This window comes from Halalkaliarchaeum sp. AArc-GB, from assembly GCF_031432225.1.
Taxonomy (GTDB): domain Archaea; phylum Halobacteriota; class Halobacteria; order Halobacteriales; family Haloferacaceae; genus Halalkaliarchaeum.
The window spans coordinates 1-16,956 of the sequence record NZ_JAVKGM010000013.1; the positions used below are offsets into that span (position 1 = coordinate 1).

Here is a 16,956-nt window from a genome sequence, read left to right on the forward strand (position 1 = left end):
CAACCCAGAGTGGTTCCTCTGGTTCGTTCCCTGCCCAGAAACTGTTGTACGCTACTTGATCGCGTGATGTTTCCCCCTCACCCGGCGACTCTACTGCGTCAAACGCACCAGCTGCGTCGATCCCCGACAACGTAGTAAATGGCTCTGGGAGCTGAGCTTCCGCGATGAGCGCCTTCTCTGGACCGAGTGATTCCGATGTGATATCGCCTGAGGCTGCGGCTGTCATGAACGGCCCAGTCGCAAGTCCAGCCAAGTATGATCGTCGAGAGACGCTACTATCTGCTTTCTCATCGCTTCTTTCAGGGTGGGTATCTGGTGTTGTCATTGGTCTCTTGGGCTGCTCGTATTTGCTGACACGAAGTTAGCCATCATTGTCCTCGCTGGCGGCAACTAGCTGGTGTATCGGTTTGGGAGAGATCGAATGCGGTTCAGGAAGAAGGGAACTTGAGATGGACTCGGTTCCGCCAGTCCCGTCAGCATCTACGGCGCTATTCTCTTGTCTGTGTTCTCGGTGACTCGTCGTTATCTCCTGCCGGCTCGCTTCTAACAGCGGATTTATACTCAGTCCTGTCTGTGATGACTCGGCTACAATCCAGATCGCGCCAAGTGGGGTTACCTGAAACAGTATCGCGGTCTCTTCAGATTCCGTGTCGACGTCCGTCACGATCAGACTGTGGGAGTGTGCTGATCGTTGTTCACTATCGGGTGTCGCTGTTGTGATCGTATCTACAAGCGCTTCTCTGCCAAACGTATAGATCGACTGCCAGTCTGTCTGAGTGGCTTGCTGGATCGGGATGAACAGCGAGAGTACTGTAGCTGAAAGAACGTCTTCCAATCCGTCTGCGTCTGTCTCACCCAACGTAAGCCCTCCTTCTTCCGCATCAAAACGCGAGCCGACGCACGTATTCATGAATTCATCAAAACGTGGTAAGAGGCCACTCTGTGCGAGAACTGCTGGCGCAACACCAGCATCTTGAGTTTCAGAGAACCAGTTGAGACTGCCACTGAATCCGCGATCGTAGAACGGAGTTAACCCGTATACTGCGGTAGTCTCCGTTGTCATTTATAGCTCCTCTCGAAGGTCTTCGATTTGGGTTCTGAGTTCTGGGTCGTTTAGCTCACTCAAGTCGATCTCTGCGAATGGTCGGGGTCCACCCACAGGCCCTTCGACAGTAAACGCATCTTGAGCGACAGCAAGTACGCCGAGCCGAATCGCTTCTCTAGCAGCTGTATTGGGTTTGTTGTCGAACCGATTGACGAGTTCGTCGGCGAGGTCGTCGCCAATTTCTGTCCGTAGCTCACTCATTTGATCTCCCAGACTAAGTTTCGCAAAGGGCCGCGGGATCCCTAATGGCCCGACGATTTTGGGTTCAACACCATGAGTACGGACACCGACGCCAATTTGGATTAGCCCAGCTGCGGTCTCTTTGATCGTCTTGTCACGCCCAGCAATATCTGAAATTACCTCCTTGATCTCGTACTCGATACGTGGGTTCAGGGCTGTAGTCATCAATTACGCATTGTCGGCCCTGTGTAAATACTTTGGCAATCAGACGATTCGACAATTTGGCGAAAATACTATAAACGTACCCACCATCTGTCGGAACATGGCGCGAAGTTCGCAGTCACGGTCTGGCCGCAAAGGTGGCGATGCAGATGTTAGTTACAACGTCAGCCTGCCGTTCGAAAATAGGGATGCCACAATCTATCTTTTTGCGAAGGAAGGAGAGACTGTAGAAGTTCTAATTGGACACATCCCAGAACCTGTTAGGTTCCATGATAACTACAACGCTACTGAGAGAGACGTACTTGACCAGCACGCAGTTGCACGCTGGATTCTTGATGAGGCGAGTCAGGAATTAGATGAATGGGATTACAGCAAATCATCGTACAAGACCAATAACCCAAACTATCACCTCAGAGACGTGTACTTTGAGTGCGGGATGAATGAAGTAAACGACGCCGTCCTCGCTGCTAAACGGTTTCTCAACACGTTGGAAGAGAAAGTGATCAGGCAGCGGGAGCGCGACAACAAAAACCACCGTACATCACCTCAACAGACACTCCAATCAGAAATTAGTAATTAGTACCTCTTCTCTGTTAACTACGGTAGTTGGATCAGGCCAGATGTGGATTGTAGTTTTTCTCTTATATGTCTGCTATGTGATAGTAGGCTAGATCTCAGATACTTCGTTTCAGCAGGATTCAGACATCTACTATCAGATCACAAATAAGAATTGTATATTAACCAACACCCCGATAACCTATGTGTGGCACTATCAGACTTCAAATCCGACTCCAGTGACGAAATGTCTCAAGAAGATGTGGCGGACCACATTGAGGCATGGACTGGTATAGAGCCAATCCCTCGATCTAATGGTTACACATTCTATGCGAGAGACATAGATGGTGAGCCAGAACAGGGTACCGTATTCGCTGTCGTACTCCCAGGGCCTCGATTATGCTTCGATCCAACGGTGAAGCAGTCGGTATACGGTGAGTTCCCCACAGAATTCCTGGAGAAGGTCGACTTCGAAGAAACCAACTCTTGGAGTTCGAGTTTGCGATATTCAATCAAGCTTGACTCTGAATTTCCAGATGGCGCACAGCAAGCTGTGGAGTGGTCGTATGGGCTGTTCACCAACAGCGGCTGAACGACGGTTCAGTAGTTTAGAGCCACTATTACCCTCTCGTTGTATCCGCTTCCTGTCTTGAGGTATCTCTCACAATGGATAGTTCAAAGCTAGAAATCTGTGTGAGCGGGATTAGCACGAAATATTCATAACACAAGTGTCGCACTGGCGTCGACAACGAGGTTCAGTCAGCCGTCGTGGTCAATATACTCGGCTTCCCATTCAGCTCGCGCCTCGATTTCTCTAGTGCCCCGACGAGTGGTGGTGTACTCGTTAGTTCGCCGATCGCGCTGACTTTTCTCGACAAGTCCTTTCTCAACGAGTGTGTCGAGATTCGGATAGAGGCGACCGTGGTGGATCTCTTTTTCGTAGTAGTCTTCGAGTTCGTCTTTGATTGCGAGCCCGTGTGGGTCATCCAGACCGGCGATTACGTACAACAAATCCCGCTGAAAGCCTGTGAGATCATACATGCCCTATCTTACGTATTCATGTTTTGAAATACTACTGATTTTCGAAGTGCTGTTCTAACTCGGCGAGACACAAGCCCAGTACAACTCTGTAGTTGTACTCGTTCCACTTCCTGTGTGAAGTGTCCTATTTCGTCGAGAGCAAGCTCGAACCGCACGGAGATAGTATAAGTGAATACCCAGTATCGCTCACGCGATCCCGCCCTCAGACGAAGAGAATGAACGCTTCAGATTACTCGTAGTAGCTAACGCGATCGACAACTTCCGCGAAGGCGACATTCTCACGCACATCGGTGATCTCGATAGTGACACGCTCGCTCTGTTTGGTGTCGGGAACAATAACGACGAACCCGCGCTCAACACGGGTGATCCCATCGCCTTGATCGCCAATATCTTCGATTTCGACGGTGCGTTGCTCTCCTTCCTCGACGGGGGGCGTCTGTGACGCTCGCTGGGGCTGTGGATCGGCGTCAGTAGTGTTAGTCTCGCTGGTGGTGGATGAAGACAACACAGCGATACGGTACGTTTCGTCCGTCTCTAGGTTCCCCAGGCGGAGCTCTTGTTCCGGTATCTCAATCATATATGACCCGTTACGCTCTTCGACTTTCCCTGAGAACAGACACTGAAGTTGCTCTGAAATGTCCATTTTTAGACTGTATACCGCATACGCGGCGAATCACACATTACTCTGCTGTCTCTCTACTCCGGGGCTACAACGTCCTCACAAGCCGGACACTCGGTCCACACGCCCTCTGTGCCGTCGTCCTTCTCGTACTCAACGAGAATCCATGCTTCGGATATGTCCTCACCACATTTCGGGCACCGACCGAGGGGCGATTCGTCAGCGTTCATGAAGGGGTGGAAGGAGCGTGTGACAGTTCCTTCCAAATGAATATCACCCGCCTCGAACCTAAGCTTTTGGCGGCTTTGCGGGCCAAACGCACCAGGTTTCCGGTGGAGTAGACCACCAGCACGATTAACCAACATGCGCTTTTTGCCCCAACTTTGTTGGTTAAGATTATGCTCGATCGCTATCCAACTTCCGAATATTCGACCCCCATGAGTGGAATACCTCAGCCTACTCGCTCATGCCCCTGCCAATAGTGGTTAATTGCCAAGACCGTCTCTGAAAATCGTACGCTTGTGACCGATCTGTCCCTTTTTATTCACTCTTGGACAATCCCGCGTGAATGCCTCGACGACAGGGAGCCCTACCACCAACCCAACTGGTGGAAATTGCCATACTCTCTGGGGTTGCTGGTGTCCTCATCGTTGTTCATCTCTTCTTCCCTGAACCACTCCGCTCGCAGTTTGTGTTCACGTATGGCGAGCCCTCTGTAGTCTCGGCGTGGACCGCGGCAATCCTCCACGATAGCGTTTCACATCTAGCGTCCAGCGTAACGTGGTACGCGATCGTGATGGCATCGGCGTACGCACTCTCCATGACGTGGGAGCGTCGACGTCCGTTCTGGTTTGCTGTAGTCGGGTGTCTCGTGCTCGCACCGCCGATGACAAAACTCGTGGATTACTGGCTGTTGAAGCTTCAGTGGAATCTTGTTGCGGACGCGACGACGGCACGAGGGTTTTCTGGAGTCGTGAGTGCGTTCGGTGGACTGCTATACGTCTCACTGGCCCGCACAGCGACCGATAGGTATGGCTACGACGCCGGCGTCGCGACGACTGGAACAATTGTCCTCGGAGCGCTCTCAGCGCTCGCAATAACGTCTGCTGTGTTACCACCAATTGTAGCACCCATTCTTTGTCTGATTGTAGCCTTCGCGATCGGAATTGGGATTGTCACCAACTGGTCTGAAATCCAGACATGGCGAGCGTGGGCCAGGTCACACCGTTACGAACTCCTCCTCATCGGCGTTGGCTCAGCGATAGTCGTAGTACTCCTTTCGCAGTTGTTCCAAGTCCAACTGGATGAGACGGGGCGATTTGTTAGCGTGATCGCTCACGGAACGGGGTTTGCGGCCGGCATGATCATCACCGTCTTTGTGTTCTTTACAGAGTACCTTGGCCAGCGATCGACTGAGAAACCGGGTAACCGCCTGGGGACATCACCTGAGTGATCTACGAATCGTCTTCGGACGGCGGCCGTTTCGAGAGCTGATCAAACCGATTCTGGGCTGCGTCTGCTCGCTTCGTGGTCTGCTCGGGTTCGTACTGTACTGTATCTAGGTCGCCGTCGACGACGGTGACTGTGAGGATCGCATCTGCGTGGTGCCCGTCCTCAGGGAGCCGATCAGCTCCCAAGACAGCATTCCCTACCTCCTCGCCGTCACGTTCGAAAAACACGGTGGCTAACCCATCTTCGATCGAGTCCACAACGGCTGTGTATTCTCCCTTGTCCAGATCAACTAAATCGGTCATGAATATGTCTCCTCTAGGACAGGCTCCCCGTTAGGAGTACTGACGATCACGGTATCCCCGTTGTTGTTCCAAATCGGCGAACCTGAACCCCAGTACAACTCAGTAGTTGTACCTGTTCCACTTCCTGTGTGTAGTGTCACTGTTTCACCGGCAGCAAGCTCGAACCCCGCAGGAACAGTATACCTCTGGCCTGCTTCGTCTTCGATCGTCCAGCCAGACAGATCCAGCGTCTCGTTACCGGTGTTCTCGAAGACAACGTATTCGTCGTTCAGATTATCACGGTCATCACCAGCCGCATCCGCGTGGATTTCAGCGACTGTTAGGCCGGCTTCAGCGGTCGTCTCATCTGTCTCGCTGTCCGTGTCATCGGGAGTGTCGTTGCTACCAGTGTCGATACTGGTTGTCCCATCGCTCTCAATGCGGGCACGGTCACTAACAGCGTCAACCGCTCCAACTTCGATCGGAACGCCCTCACGGAGCGTACTCGGATCTGTTGGGACGTCCTGCTGGGTTTGGATGGTAACGTTCTGTCCGTCACTGGTCAAGATGATGTTGCCGTGCGTGGCGGTCCAGTACGCTGGGTGTGAACGCTCAGCGAGTCGTTCGAGGACCTCTTCGTGGGGATGTCCGTATTGGGAATCATACGCGCTCGAAATAACGACTGCTTGCGGATCGACCGCATCAAGAAACGCTCCACTTGACGAGCTCGCAGAGCCGTGGTGGCCGGCTTTCAGAATTGTCGACTCCAGCTCTGACCCGTATTCGTCGACGAGGTATGCTTCCTGATCGTCTTCGGCATCGCCTGAGAGCAGGACGCTCGTTTCGCCGTGGGTGAGTTTGAGGACAATGCTGTTCTCGTTGCGATCTTCGTTTTCGAGGTACGGGTCCGGTGGGCCGAGAACATTGACGTCGACATCGCCAAAGTCGATCGTGTCGCCTTCGCGCGTTTCGTATAGTGTCACGTCGCGTGCTTCGATCGCGTCGAGATACTCGGCGTAAGTTTGTGTGCTTGATGCGATACCGGGGTCGTACACCGCGCCGATCCCGTCGGCTTCTGTTTCGTAGTACTCGATGATCGCGGCGTTTCCACCGATGTGATCCGCGTCACTGTGTGATGTTACGAGGTGGTCGATCCGCGAGATATCGTGACGTTGGAGATATGCGAGTACGTGCTCGCCGTCGTCGTTATAGTGGCCCGTATCGACGAGCATCGTCTCACCGTTCGGGCTCGTAATGAGCGTACTGACCGATTGACCGACGTTGATATAGTGGATCTCAACACTCCCGTTTGTGGTGACGGTTGACGACCCGTTGGCTGGGTCTGGATCAGCTGGAGCTGGATCACCAGATATCCCGCCGGCACATCCGGCGAGGACAACCATCCCGGCGATAATGAGAAGAGTAGTGAGTTTCCGTGGCGATTCCATGGTCACAGTCGTCGCTGGTGGGGTGTAAAGCTACGCGACTCCAACGAAGTGGCATTGCCGGTAGTTAGCTACTGAAAATCAGGTGTGAGTTGTCATCGATAAAGAGGAGCCGGGGTCACGCTTGGTGTGTTCGGACCAGGTCTTTGAGTTCTGATTTGCTGAGATGGGTGATCCTGCGCCGGTTACCATCATTGGTGTAGAAGATTGAGGGAGTGACTTCTCGATAAGCACCGTCAGAGCGAACGAATGCGAGTGCGCATGCTACGGCAGTTTCTCGGTGCACTCGGCGTTCTCACGGCACTCGTTCCAGACCGGATTATAGACGTATTTGAAGCGATTGCGGTCGAGAACCCTGAGGAAAACACCATCTATTAGCTTCGTTGGACCAGAGTTAAGTTGATTTGCCTATAGGGATGGTCTGTCTGTCTCTTGATGTTCCTCGAGATAGCGGTGTGGAGACTGTGACCTACATCGCCTCCGGATCAAGACAGCGTGGATGTGTGGGGATGGACGCCGCCGTTTGATCCACCCTGATACTGATCGAATACGTCCCCGATCACCGATTTCACATACAACTGCAATGGGTCGATGTGAGTAGCAGTTTCCCAGGGAGCCAACCGATTTCACTCAGGTGTGTGCGTTCCGTAGCTACGGATGGTTATTCTCGAATACATAGGTTTATTAATCAATGAACGGCTGGATGGACTAGCGTGGTGTTCGAATCTGGCCATGTCGAATAGCGATGGAGGCTGGGATGAGTTTGAGGAACATCTATCGAACGCCTCAGACCAACTGAGTGAGGCCCGGGAGAACTACAATGCGCTCACAGAATTGAACGCGGACATCTCATCAGTATATCCGGCCGCTCTTACTGAGATTTCTGAGAAACTCGAGGAATTCGACACGATCTATACAATAAACAAAAAAGAAATCGAAGCGGCTGAAGCTACGCACCAGCAAGCCACTATGCTCGCTCGGCTTACTTCGGCGTATCGGCGGTACCACGAAAAACTATTAGAGCGACGAATCACGCTTCTCCGCGAGTGGCTTGATGCACTGCTCACTATCCAAGACGAAACAGAGAGCAATAGCGAATATCACGGCCAACGCCTTGACAAACGACTACATGCAGCTACAAAGCTCGTTAACGCGGGGAAACATACGCAGATCACATCGAGCGACCGAATCGATCTGGATGATCTCGAGACCGACATCCGCTCGATGAACGATTCGATCCGGACGGAGGTGTCCGCTACAGCGTATGTGACAGTTGCGGTAGCTCTCCGAGATACCTTCCATGAGTACTATACCAACGATCTCTCGGAACTTGTACGCGATGTGGACCCGAAAGCACTCAGCGTAAAAGAGCGGGTCCAAACGGCTCCTGAGACTGATGAGATAGTGTCTGGCATAGAGGGGGAGGAAGCGATCGAAGACCACCAAGCCGAGACGGTCAGTGAGGTTCTCTCCACGTTCTATGGTGTCGCGCTTACCACGGGAAAGCGGCGTGCTGGCTACGCTCTAGCGAATGATTTGGCTGATGCGATCGGTCCGACTACAGACGACGATCTCGTGGACGAACTCAACGAGCTCGCGCGACGGTTAAAGATCAAGGAAGTTGGCGACCGGGTCGCGACGTTCGTCGACACCGAGGCGACTACTTCGGACCGTGAACGGATACAGCAACTCCTTACAGAGCACGATGGAAGCGTATCGCGGACGTTAGAGGCGACCGAATTGGAGCGTGACGCGTTCTTCGCTCTCCTTCGTGAACTGTTCGAAGACGGAGAGATAGCCGATTTAGAGGCGAGATTCGAATGAGCAAGACACATCCGACAACTGACTTGCCTGGTACTGAACAGGTCGAGACGATCTGGGAGGAGTTCACCGCTGAAGCCCACGAGACACTCTATGAAAAAATGCGGTCGAGTGTCCTCCGTCGTATCGATGAGGGGTGCAAACGACAGATCAATGCTGGTAATTACGATGCGACAATCACTCTACAAACGGTCTTCGAGTGGTTCGAAGAGACGTATCTAACGGACGATAGTGCGTTCGTTGAAGATGTCCTGGAATCGGATGCAGTCTTCCTCGAAACGATCGAATACGACAGGAGGCAACTCGGACACCTCGTTCTCGAACGACTTATTGGGGAACTCGAGGAGAACGGAGAAGTACTCTATGTCTACGATCGACAGCGAGTTCGTAGTCGAGTCGCCGAAATGGCACGGTATTTCGCGCTTATTCGGCAGCGACTCCAGATAGATGGTGGGACAGCAATCGACTTCTCTCCGAGTCTGGTAAAGATGGTAAAGATGGAGGTCCTCGACCGTGAGCAGCCAATCTTCGATCCCGAGCGTGCGTCCCGGTTCGGTCCGACCCTTCGCGAGATCAACAAGCGAGTCAACTCTGCAGACGCCGAACCGGCCGCAGAACTCGCTGAGACGGTCGGCTCAGACTGGCGGGATACTATCGGGGAAACGGTCGAGTTCATGGGAGAATTCTTTAATGACGGACTCCCCGATGAGATTCGGTCGCTGGCCGACTATCAGGCGGACTCGTTTATCGAACTGTATCTCGATGCGGTAACAAAGGACGCAGGCGAGGCGGACCTCTCACACGTTATTACCGCAAGCACAGGCGGAGGGAAGACGGAGGCGTTCCTCTTCCCGATTCTCGCGTACTGTCATACCGCGTGGCGTGCCGGGATCTCCGAGAACAAAGCCGTACTCACGTACCCCCGTCGCGACCTCTGTGATAATCAGTTCGAGCGCCTAGTCGAGTACGCGTTTACGATCAACGAACGGCTCGGAAAGGAACACGCTTCGCTGGACGAGGCACCGATCAGCGTCGCGATCCAACATGGGAGCAGGACCGATACCGAGATCGAGTGTCCGTTCTGCGATGGCACAATGGCGGCGACAGACTACGAGGAAGGAAGACACTTCGCGTGTCAACGTGATCCGGAGAACCACGTCCTTCGGTGGGCGACCGCGAATCGGGAAAAACCGGCCGACGTTATCGTCACGACGCAAAACTCGCTTCACCTGCGTTTGATGGACAAATACGGAAAGAGCGCGTTCTGGTCGTCGACGTATCCGACGAAGTTTCTCGTACTCGATGAGGTGCATGTCTACACCGAGCAGTCGGGAATGCACGTCTCGAATGTGGTCCGTCGATTTAAACGGGCTCTCAAGCACCGGAATTCACACCAATCACCGACGCTCGTTGCCTCCAGCGCGACGATCGAGGAGGCCAAAGACTTCACACGACGGATATTCGACACAGAATCGGCCGAACTGCATTCGCCATCCAAGACTGAATCCACCGGCTCGGAGTACATGCTCTTCGTCAAATCGACCGAGCCGAGAGACGTCGAGATCCCGATCGGCGACTCGGTGTTTCGGCCGCAGAACGAGTGGGAGGACCTCCACCGGACGACTGCCTCTAATCTCTCGTGTATGATCCAGATCGCGTTCGCGTTCTATCACACTGTTCGGAAAGAGCGTCAGGGCTCTCGAGACGGATTGAACGTGGATAAAGACCGGATATTGGGATTCGTCGACTCGATCGATTCGGTCGGTCGGTTGGGTCGGTACCTCGATAACGCCGAAGACGACGGGTTGTTCGAACTCCGGCGTCCCGATGCGTTCCTGCACGGCGAGGGGGAGAACCCCGACTGTCCGAAAGAACGGTTTAGGGAGGGAACCGACGAGGAACTGGACGAGACGGCGGTCTGTGAGTCGGTCGTTCCGAACAAGCACCTCAACGAATGTTCGGTCTATGAGGCGGGCGAATGTTGGTGGACAATGCGGGACCGCCAGATGGACCTCCGCCCGATGAGCATGGCGATCCACAAGAGCGGCCAGCGTCAGCGGCCATCGGACCAGTCCGACCCCGGTAACGACTGGAAGCACATGATCGCAACCAGCGCACTCGAGGTCGGATTCGACCATCCGAGCATCATCGGAACGTACCAGTATCGAGCCCCGATGTCAGTTCCCGGGTTCATCCAGCGGAAAGGGCGGGGAGGTCGTGACGCCGAGGACAACCCGATCACCGTAGTTGTTCTCGGGTCGACGTCGACGGATTCGTTCTATTTCCATCACTCGGAGTATCTGAGTCATCCGGGAAGCGAGCACCTAGAGATTCCGCTTGACGAGGACAATCGGTTCGTTCGGGCCGAACACATGACCTCCGCTATCTTCGACTACCTGAACGTGACGGACAGTGTGAACAGTCAGCGTATCTATCGCGGACGTCCGGATAATCAGGGCCCGGATATCGACTTCCTCGATGACGTACTCTACGAACACCGGAGTGACATCGCAGAATGGCTGCGGACCGGGTTCGGCTTAGCCGACGGCGATGGAACAGCTGAGGAGGTCATCGACAACGTTGTCGACTACCTCGAAACGCTGGATGAACCGCTGGTGCCGGGGGAAGACGACACGGCGTTCTGGAAGGCATTCGGAACCGCAGTCGAAGAAGCCGGAAAGACGGGGTCCTCAACCCATATCGACACCCTCGCCCAATCGCTACGGGAGTCGATGCGAGGTAGTACAGAATGAGCGACGAGATTTCGGATGCGGACCGACTCGGACGGCTCGAGGGAATCCAGCGACATCTTCAATCGATCGAGGGGAAGTTTCCGTATCTCCACCTCCCCAATCTCTTCGCGGCCGACCCGGTCGCCGAACCTCCGTATATCGTATCGAGTTCGTTCATCCCGGAATCGATCGGAGGCAATATCCGCGTCATCGAACGGCAGAAGAACGGCGACTACGCTCCGCTTGATACGGAGAACCTCGAACAGATGCTCGGAAGCTTCCTTCCGGGCGGGTACAAGCAACGGTGGAAGTTCTACCTCTGGCAGGGCGAGTGGGACATCGTCAGAGACAGACAGGGGTACGCCGACATCGAACCGATGTTCGAGTTCCGAGAGAACCACCAACTCGAGGATCTCCTCGGGACCGAGACGGAAGACTTCACTGGCATGGGTCTCTCAACGGATGCGGTCTCGGTGTATGTCCCACAGGCGATGTACGTCAGTCGCCTGCCAAAGAGCACCGAGTACCAGTGGCACATCGGGTTGCAGAATATCGTAGCCGACCGAGAGCCAATGGGGGAGACGCTCTCACTCGGGTCGAGCGACCCGACGACGAACTATCTCTGGTTCCGCTATCACCTGGAGGAGTTCTCGGGCGACAGAACCGCGTTCGACGAGAGTTCACTTGTCGACGGCTATCGGTTCGAGCCCGATACGGAGTTCCTCCGTTGTTACTACGCGTCGCTGTTGACTCTCTATGAGAAAGAGAACAACGACACGCTCTCACGGACACTCAGGTACGAGCACGGGACCGACGATACCGATGCGTTCGTGGGTGCGCGTGAGCGTAGTCAGTTGCTGTTGTTCGAACTGGATCGAGAGGAGATCCGCGACCGAATCGAGCGGGTATTCTCAGAGCATCCGGACATCAAACGAGACCTCCAGTTCTCGCTCCTCTACCGTGAGGTATGGGACAGGTTGTTCTTCACTGAGGAGATCCTCGATCACGTCTTCCTGGTCGATCCGTTCGTGAAACACGTCCTTGGCGCGGATTTCTGGTGTCGTGACACCAACAGCTACGATGCGGAATCAGTCTTCGACCTCTCGATGGAAGACCTGGAATCGATTCTCGAAGATCTCCTCGGATCGGAAGACAGTGGGGGACGACTCACCTTGATGGGGTATGAGGAAGCGCGCTCATCCGACGTGCTCGCGATACTTCGGAACCACCCCGATCTGATCGAAGCGCTTCTCGATACGTGCTCGGACGACGATGCACTCCGTGACTTCGCCGAGGAGGTCGTTGTTCACTCGGTCGAGCATGCGCTCTCGACGTGGGCAAACGAAGAGACTCCGGCGGGTGGATCCTTCGAACTCTGGTACGATGTGAACTTCCAGCAGCGTGACGACGGTGTCGCTCACGCCGGGATATATGACTCAATCCAGGGAGGTGCGGGGATCGCGACTGAGGTGCACGACTACCTCGGAACGGACGACATCGAACTCGACAGCGGAGTCGGCTCTCAGGCAGCCTGTCATACGGCAGCCGCCGATCTAACCGCCATCGAACTCTTAGCGGAGAAAGACGGCGACGTCCTGTACGACCTCTTTGAAGAGCAACGACCGGAACCCACCAACGCCGCTGGGGACACGGAGAGCTCAAAGAGCAGTGATGAGAGCTCCGGTCAGGACGACCCTGAAGACGGAGTCGCGTCTGCTACCGGGTTTAGGGGTGAAGTCGTCGACGCTCGTGATGCTGTACTCGACGAAACGACCGATGGGTACAACCTCGCGGATCTGACCACACTGGCCGAGAACCGAGTCCGGTCGCTGTTCGAAACACGCGAAACCGCTCGATTCTATGCCTATGTCGCAGAGCAGTACGAAGCGGTCGAAGAAACGGTCGGACGGACACCCCGCTCGGTCGACTTGCTCCTTCACCTCGACCGTGATATCATCAGAGATCCGAGAGTCCGCGAGACCTATCAACGGTTCGCACAGGGGACACATCGACGCGACCTCTCAGAACTCGGCGAACGACTCGAAGAACTGACCATGCAGTGCGTTACCGCCTGTCCAGACTGTCTCGAAACGGAAGAAAGCGACTGCGTACACGGAATGAAATACCAATCAGAACTACTCAATCGCCGCCTGCTTCGGGAGGTGTGCTTGGACTGATGTTGTACGACCTTGCAACCATCTACGATGACTACGAGCGGTTCGAGAGCCAGGAAGTAACGGTCCGGTGTCGCGTCCGGAGCGACGGCATTCCGGGCGAGAACAAGGGACAAAAGATCCGATATGAGATCGACGACCCCCGCGGAAACCTGGCTATCCCGGCGTACCTCTCATTTTGGTACGAGAATCCGGAGATACCGGGAATTTCGAAGACCGCAGAGTACATCCTCGATATCCTCGGTGGCGGCAGTGGACGGGGCGACCCAGTATTGAACAAGGGAGAATCTGTCCTAATCCGAGCGACGCCGAATATCTCGACTCGGAACGGCGAGCGCGAACTCTTCCTCAACGTTACCTCAGTACTCGTTCGCTCTCCGGAACTCCAGATCGGGAAAGGTGAGATGGCGGTCCGGAGTTCCTGTCCCCGCAGATATTATCTCACATTCGTGAAGAAGGTCTACAATCCACGCTCTCTCAACGAGAGTCGCTTCCGCGGAAATGTCGTCCACCGGGTAGCTGAGCGAGCAGTGACGGACACGTACGAACGGTTCGTCGATCAGTCATGGACAGAGGACGACATCGATTCCTACGTTGATGACATCCTCGATGATGAGTTCGGCATTCGCATGGCTCAATTGGTTGTTTCCGGTATCGGACTAAATGGCCGTGATTATGCGAAAGAGGCACTCCACCGGCTATTCACATCGGAGGAATTCTGTACACGATTGGCAGCGGCCGACAAGTCAGATATCGTTACAGAGCAATCGCTGGCCGATGAATACGGTTATCGTGGGGATGTTGACCTCGTTATCGACGACACACCGTACGATTTCAAGACATCACTCCATGTGAACGCCGATTCTCACGCTCGTCAACTCAAGTTGTATCTGTTCGGGCTACTCCTCCAGCGAGCAGACGTGGGAGAAGACGTACTCGAAACGATCGATGCCGTTCCGGAGGGATATATCGTCTATCCGAACCTCGAAGGGACGGATGAGGTCCAATTCGAGTCAGTCACGTTGGACCGCTCGGACGTCAAAGATCTTCTCGAGTTGCGGAACGCCGTTGCGGACGCTCGAGACCCATTCGGTCCGCCCTCGCCGTACAACAGAGATTGTGAAGGCTGTCGACTTCGTGATGAGGACGAACTTGTTTCCTCGAATAAATCCGCCCGACAAGAGCGGGGATCGCTCCCATCGGCCTGTAAATTCCACTGCCAGACCGAACGGCGATGGTCGTGTTATGAGGTTACGCCAGACGGGGGGACGACCTCACAGTGCACCCTGTTCGATGAGTGTGAGGAACGACTCGAGTTTCGAGACCCCGACAAGGTCGACCATTACAACGAGTTGCGGTCAGCGCTCGCTTCCGAGGAGCGCGCGCGCCGGACGGCGAGTGATCTCCTCGACCAACTCGACGACTCGGTTTTGGAGCGAAGTGGACGACTCGTCACGGGTCTCTCGTTCGACGGAGCATCCATCGCGACTGCACGCTTCGAGGTCGATCAACCACAGATTCCGGCGTTTACCCCCGGCGATACTGTCTTGCTCGAACCGGAAACGGAAGGGATCGCCGCCAAACGAGTCACATTCCTCGGAGTCGACGACGAGGTGTTCCGGTTCCAATTCGACGTCGGGCAGTCGCTTCAATTCCTTCGTGACGACGTTACGTACAGAGCGAAGAAGACGTTTGAGCCCGAACACGTCTCCAGAAAGTTCCTTCCCTACCTAGATTATGCACAGCGCCGCGATCACAACCGGCGGTTCGAACACGAACAGAAGGCTGAGGGGTCCACTGGAGAGAACGCGATCGATATCGACGACCCCGGCGAGATCGCATCACACCTCGATAACACCGAGCTCTTCGCTCACGTGCCGGTCCGACCGGACCGAACGAGTATCCTCGGGTCACTCGTGGAGTCTACCGTCACTGCCCAACTTCCTGCGATTCCTGGAACCTCCAACTCGACCGAGGGGACTGTCCCGGAGGAACACCAGCGAACGCTCATTCTCGGGGCGACACCGGAACTGGTTGACCTCGCAGAGCGGGCGTTACCTGACGGAGCCCACTATCGAATGGACAGTGGCGGTACCGGAGAATCTACGATCCGGGAGTCCGATTCGTATCATCAGATCCAGCAGCGATGGAACGATTCGACATCCTTGCTCTCGTCGGTTCAATACGCACTGAACACGGAGCGATTCCATTCGCTCGTCGAGGGTGTATACAGCGACCGTGACCACTCGGTACGGTTCTTCGACACGCTCGTTCTTCTGGGAGCAGACCAGGTCACGGAACCCGAGTACCTCTTCTTGAGCGACCTCGCTGACCGTGTCGTCTCTATCGGGGATACACACGGCCTCGGTCCGTCGATGGTGAGCCCGGAAGCCGTCGAACATGGCCTCGATCAGTCGTACTTCTCGTGGGCTTACGGCCGATACGCCAGCCTTCCGGTCGACAACGCTACGAGCCTCCGATTCACCGGCGAGACGAACGAGTTCGTACAGAGCCTCTACCCACAGGACACGTGGACCGACAGCGATACAGAATTTACCTTCCTCGAAATCGAAGGCGGAGAGACGATCGCCGCCGAGGACTTCGAAATCCGAACCTCGGTGCGAGCACGGGAGGGTCTCCCCCAAGAACTCGTGTTCGACGTCTCGGACACGACTGCAAATCCGTTCACTATTCAGTCGAAACTGGAGTCGCGTGATTACCTCGACGCGACGTTACTGCGGCAGGGAGAGGTTGTGAATATCGATGACATTCCGATGCTGCTCGAATCGAAGCGGTCGCTCGATGAGGAACGGAACGCGACACACCACCGTGTCGTCGTCAAGACGGACGCAGCCCAAACGCCCGAGTTCACCCGCTCCTTCCTCTACAATCGGCCCGAGGCTAAAATCGTCGCCCAGGTTGCAGAGGACTACGATCCCGAGTTCATCGTCACGCCCTTCGAAACTCACGCCAACGAACTGCGACAACGACTTGAGGAACAAGGGGTTTCCGTTCCGGTGAAATTGCCGGAACAACTCGGTGCGGGTGTCGCCGGAACGGCGATCGTCAGTTTCGGCGTATCGAACGACCTCGGAATACTGCGTCCGCCGCTCAACCAACCGGAGATGTTGTACCGACTTCTCTCATGTGCTGAGGACATCTTGCTGATCGGCCACGGCCCGACGCTTCGCTCGAAGCGCGATCTTGAGGAGTTGGTTGATGAACAGGCAGAAAGTTATTCTTGAATTCCATTACTGGAAGGAACTGAGGCCTATTTCTCCGATTACCTCGCTGTCCCAAACCCGCACGTACTGTTTTTATACAGATTA

Annotated in this window: 14 protein-coding genes; 7 read left to right on the forward strand and 7 right to left on the reverse strand. The window is 54.8% G+C overall.

Going from position 1 to position 16,956, the window contains the following annotated elements; genetic code table 11:
- The 3 genes from RH858_RS11990 to RH858_RS12000 form a co-directional block, all read right to left on the reverse strand.
- Window positions 1-226 (reverse strand): hypothetical protein (locus tag RH858_RS11990; protein WP_310561961.1); only part of this gene is annotated, 226 nt, incomplete at its 3' end.
- Window positions 227-361: 135 nt separating this feature from the next.
- Complete coding sequence (locus tag RH858_RS11995; protein ID WP_310561962.1) at window positions 362-1,063, reverse strand: hypothetical protein; 702 nt, start codon at window positions 1,061-1,063, stop codon at window positions 362-364.
- Window positions 1,064-1,510, reverse strand: a complete 447-nt coding sequence (locus RH858_RS12000) for a hypothetical protein (RefSeq protein WP_310561963.1) — start codon at window positions 1,508-1,510, stop codon at window positions 1,064-1,066.
- A gap of 97 nt (window positions 1,511-1,607) precedes the next feature.
- Between RH858_RS12000 and RH858_RS12005 the strand changes: the two genes are divergently transcribed.
- Both RH858_RS12005 and RH858_RS12010 read left to right on the forward strand, forming a co-directional pair.
- Entirely contained in the window at window positions 1,608-2,087 is a 480-nt protein-coding gene (locus RH858_RS12005) for a hypothetical protein (protein ID WP_310561964.1), read from the forward strand.
- Between the two features lie 183 nt (window positions 2,088-2,270).
- On the forward strand, window positions 2,271-2,654 hold the full coding sequence (locus RH858_RS12010; protein WP_310561965.1) for a hypothetical protein: 384 nt from the start codon (window positions 2,271-2,273) through the stop codon (window positions 2,652-2,654).
- Window positions 2,655-2,821: 167 nt separating this feature from the next.
- Here the strand turns inward: RH858_RS12010 and RH858_RS12015 are convergent, their stop codons facing one another.
- Window positions 2,822-3,103, reverse strand: a complete 282-nt coding sequence (locus RH858_RS12015; RefSeq protein WP_122106947.1) for a helix-turn-helix transcriptional regulator — start codon at window positions 3,101-3,103, stop codon at window positions 2,822-2,824.
- Window positions 3,104-3,332: 229 nt separating this feature from the next.
- A complete protein-coding gene (locus tag RH858_RS12020) occupies window positions 3,333-3,746 on the reverse strand; it encodes a TRAM domain-containing protein (RefSeq protein WP_310561966.1) in 414 nt (137 codons plus the stop codon).
- Window positions 3,747-4,290: 544 nt separating this feature from the next.
- On the opposite strand from RH858_RS12020, the gene RH858_RS12025 reads away from it, so the two are divergent.
- Window positions 4,291-5,175 (forward strand): hypothetical protein, encoded by an 885-nt coding sequence (locus RH858_RS12025; RefSeq protein ID WP_310561967.1) that lies wholly within the window; start codon window positions 4,291-4,293, stop codon window positions 5,173-5,175.
- A 1-nt stretch (window position 5,176) separates the two neighbouring features.
- On the opposite strand, the gene RH858_RS12030 is transcribed toward RH858_RS12025, so the two are convergent.
- Both RH858_RS12030 and RH858_RS12035 read right to left on the reverse strand, forming a co-directional pair.
- Window positions 5,177-5,476, reverse strand: coding sequence for a DUF3006 family protein (locus RH858_RS12030; protein WP_310561968.1), 300 nt, complete (start codon window positions 5,474-5,476; stop codon window positions 5,177-5,179).
- Window positions 5,473-6,903 (reverse strand): lamin tail domain-containing protein, encoded by a 1,431-nt coding sequence (locus tag RH858_RS12035; RefSeq protein WP_310561969.1) that lies wholly within the window; start codon window positions 6,901-6,903, stop codon window positions 5,473-5,475. The genes RH858_RS12030 and RH858_RS12035 overlap by 4 nt, the downstream gene beginning before the upstream one ends.
- Window positions 6,904-7,557: 654 nt before the next feature.
- Here RH858_RS12035 and RH858_RS12040 point away from each other — a divergent pair.
- Genes RH858_RS12040 through RH858_RS12055 form a run of 4 tightly spaced genes read left to right on the forward strand, consistent with a single transcriptional unit; the run spans window position 7,558 to window position 16,872 of the window.
- The gene (locus tag RH858_RS12040; protein WP_310561970.1) at window positions 7,558-8,724 is read left to right on the forward strand and encodes a hypothetical protein; all 1,167 of its coding nucleotides are present in this window, start codon (window positions 7,558-7,560) and stop codon (window positions 8,722-8,724) included.
- Window positions 8,721-11,474 (forward strand): DEAD/DEAH box helicase, encoded by a 2,754-nt coding sequence (locus tag RH858_RS12045; RefSeq protein WP_310561971.1) that lies wholly within the window; start codon window positions 8,721-8,723, stop codon window positions 11,472-11,474. The genes RH858_RS12040 and RH858_RS12045 overlap by 4 nt, the downstream gene beginning before the upstream one ends.
- A complete protein-coding gene (locus tag RH858_RS12050; RefSeq protein ID WP_310561972.1) occupies window positions 11,471-13,630 on the forward strand; it encodes a hypothetical protein in 2,160 nt (719 codons plus the stop codon). The genes RH858_RS12045 and RH858_RS12050 overlap by 4 nt, the downstream gene beginning before the upstream one ends.
- On the forward strand, window positions 13,630-16,872 hold the full coding sequence (locus RH858_RS12055) for a PD-(D/E)XK nuclease family protein (protein WP_310561973.1): 3,243 nt from the start codon (window positions 13,630-13,632) through the stop codon (window positions 16,870-16,872). The genes RH858_RS12050 and RH858_RS12055 overlap by 1 nt, the downstream gene beginning before the upstream one ends.
- The last annotated feature ends 84 nt before the right edge of the window (window positions 16,873-16,956 follow it).

Bases quoted from the DNA above. Each gene is read 5' to 3' on its own strand.
- RH858_RS11995 (WP_310561962.1), bottom strand. From the start codon at position 1,063: ATGACAACGGAGACTACCGCAGTATACGGGTTAACTCCGTTCTACGAT.
- RH858_RS12000 (WP_310561963.1), bottom strand. From the start codon at position 1,510: ATGACTACAGCCCTGAACCCACGTATCGAGTACGAGATCAAGGAGGTA.
- RH858_RS12005 (WP_310561964.1), top strand. From the start codon at position 1,608: ATGGCGCGAAGTTCGCAGTCACGGTCTGGCCGCAAAGGTGGCGATGCA.
- RH858_RS12015 (WP_122106947.1), bottom strand. From the start codon at position 3,103: ATGTATGATCTCACAGGCTTTCAGCGGGATTTGTTGTACGTAATCGCC.
- RH858_RS12020 (WP_310561966.1), bottom strand. From the start codon at position 3,746: ATGGACATTTCAGAGCAACTTCAGTGTCTGTTCTCAGGGAAAGTCGAA.
- RH858_RS12025 (WP_310561967.1), top strand. From the start codon at position 4,291: ATGCCTCGACGACAGGGAGCCCTACCACCAACCCAACTGGTGGAAATT.
- RH858_RS12030 (WP_310561968.1), bottom strand. From the start codon at position 5,476: ATGACCGATTTAGTTGATCTGGACAAGGGAGAATACACAGCCGTTGTG.
- RH858_RS12035 (WP_310561969.1), bottom strand. From the start codon at position 6,903: ATGGAATCGCCACGGAAACTCACTACTCTTCTCATTATCGCCGGGATG.
- RH858_RS12040 (WP_310561970.1), top strand. From the start codon at position 7,558: ATGGTTATTCTCGAATACATAGGTTTATTAATCAATGAACGGCTGGAT.
- RH858_RS12045 (WP_310561971.1), top strand. From the start codon at position 8,721: ATGAGCAAGACACATCCGACAACTGACTTGCCTGGTACTGAACAGGTC.
- RH858_RS12050 (WP_310561972.1), top strand. From the start codon at position 11,471: ATGAGCGACGAGATTTCGGATGCGGACCGACTCGGACGGCTCGAGGGA.
- RH858_RS12055 (WP_310561973.1), top strand. From the start codon at position 13,630: ATGTTGTACGACCTTGCAACCATCTACGATGACTACGAGCGGTTCGAG.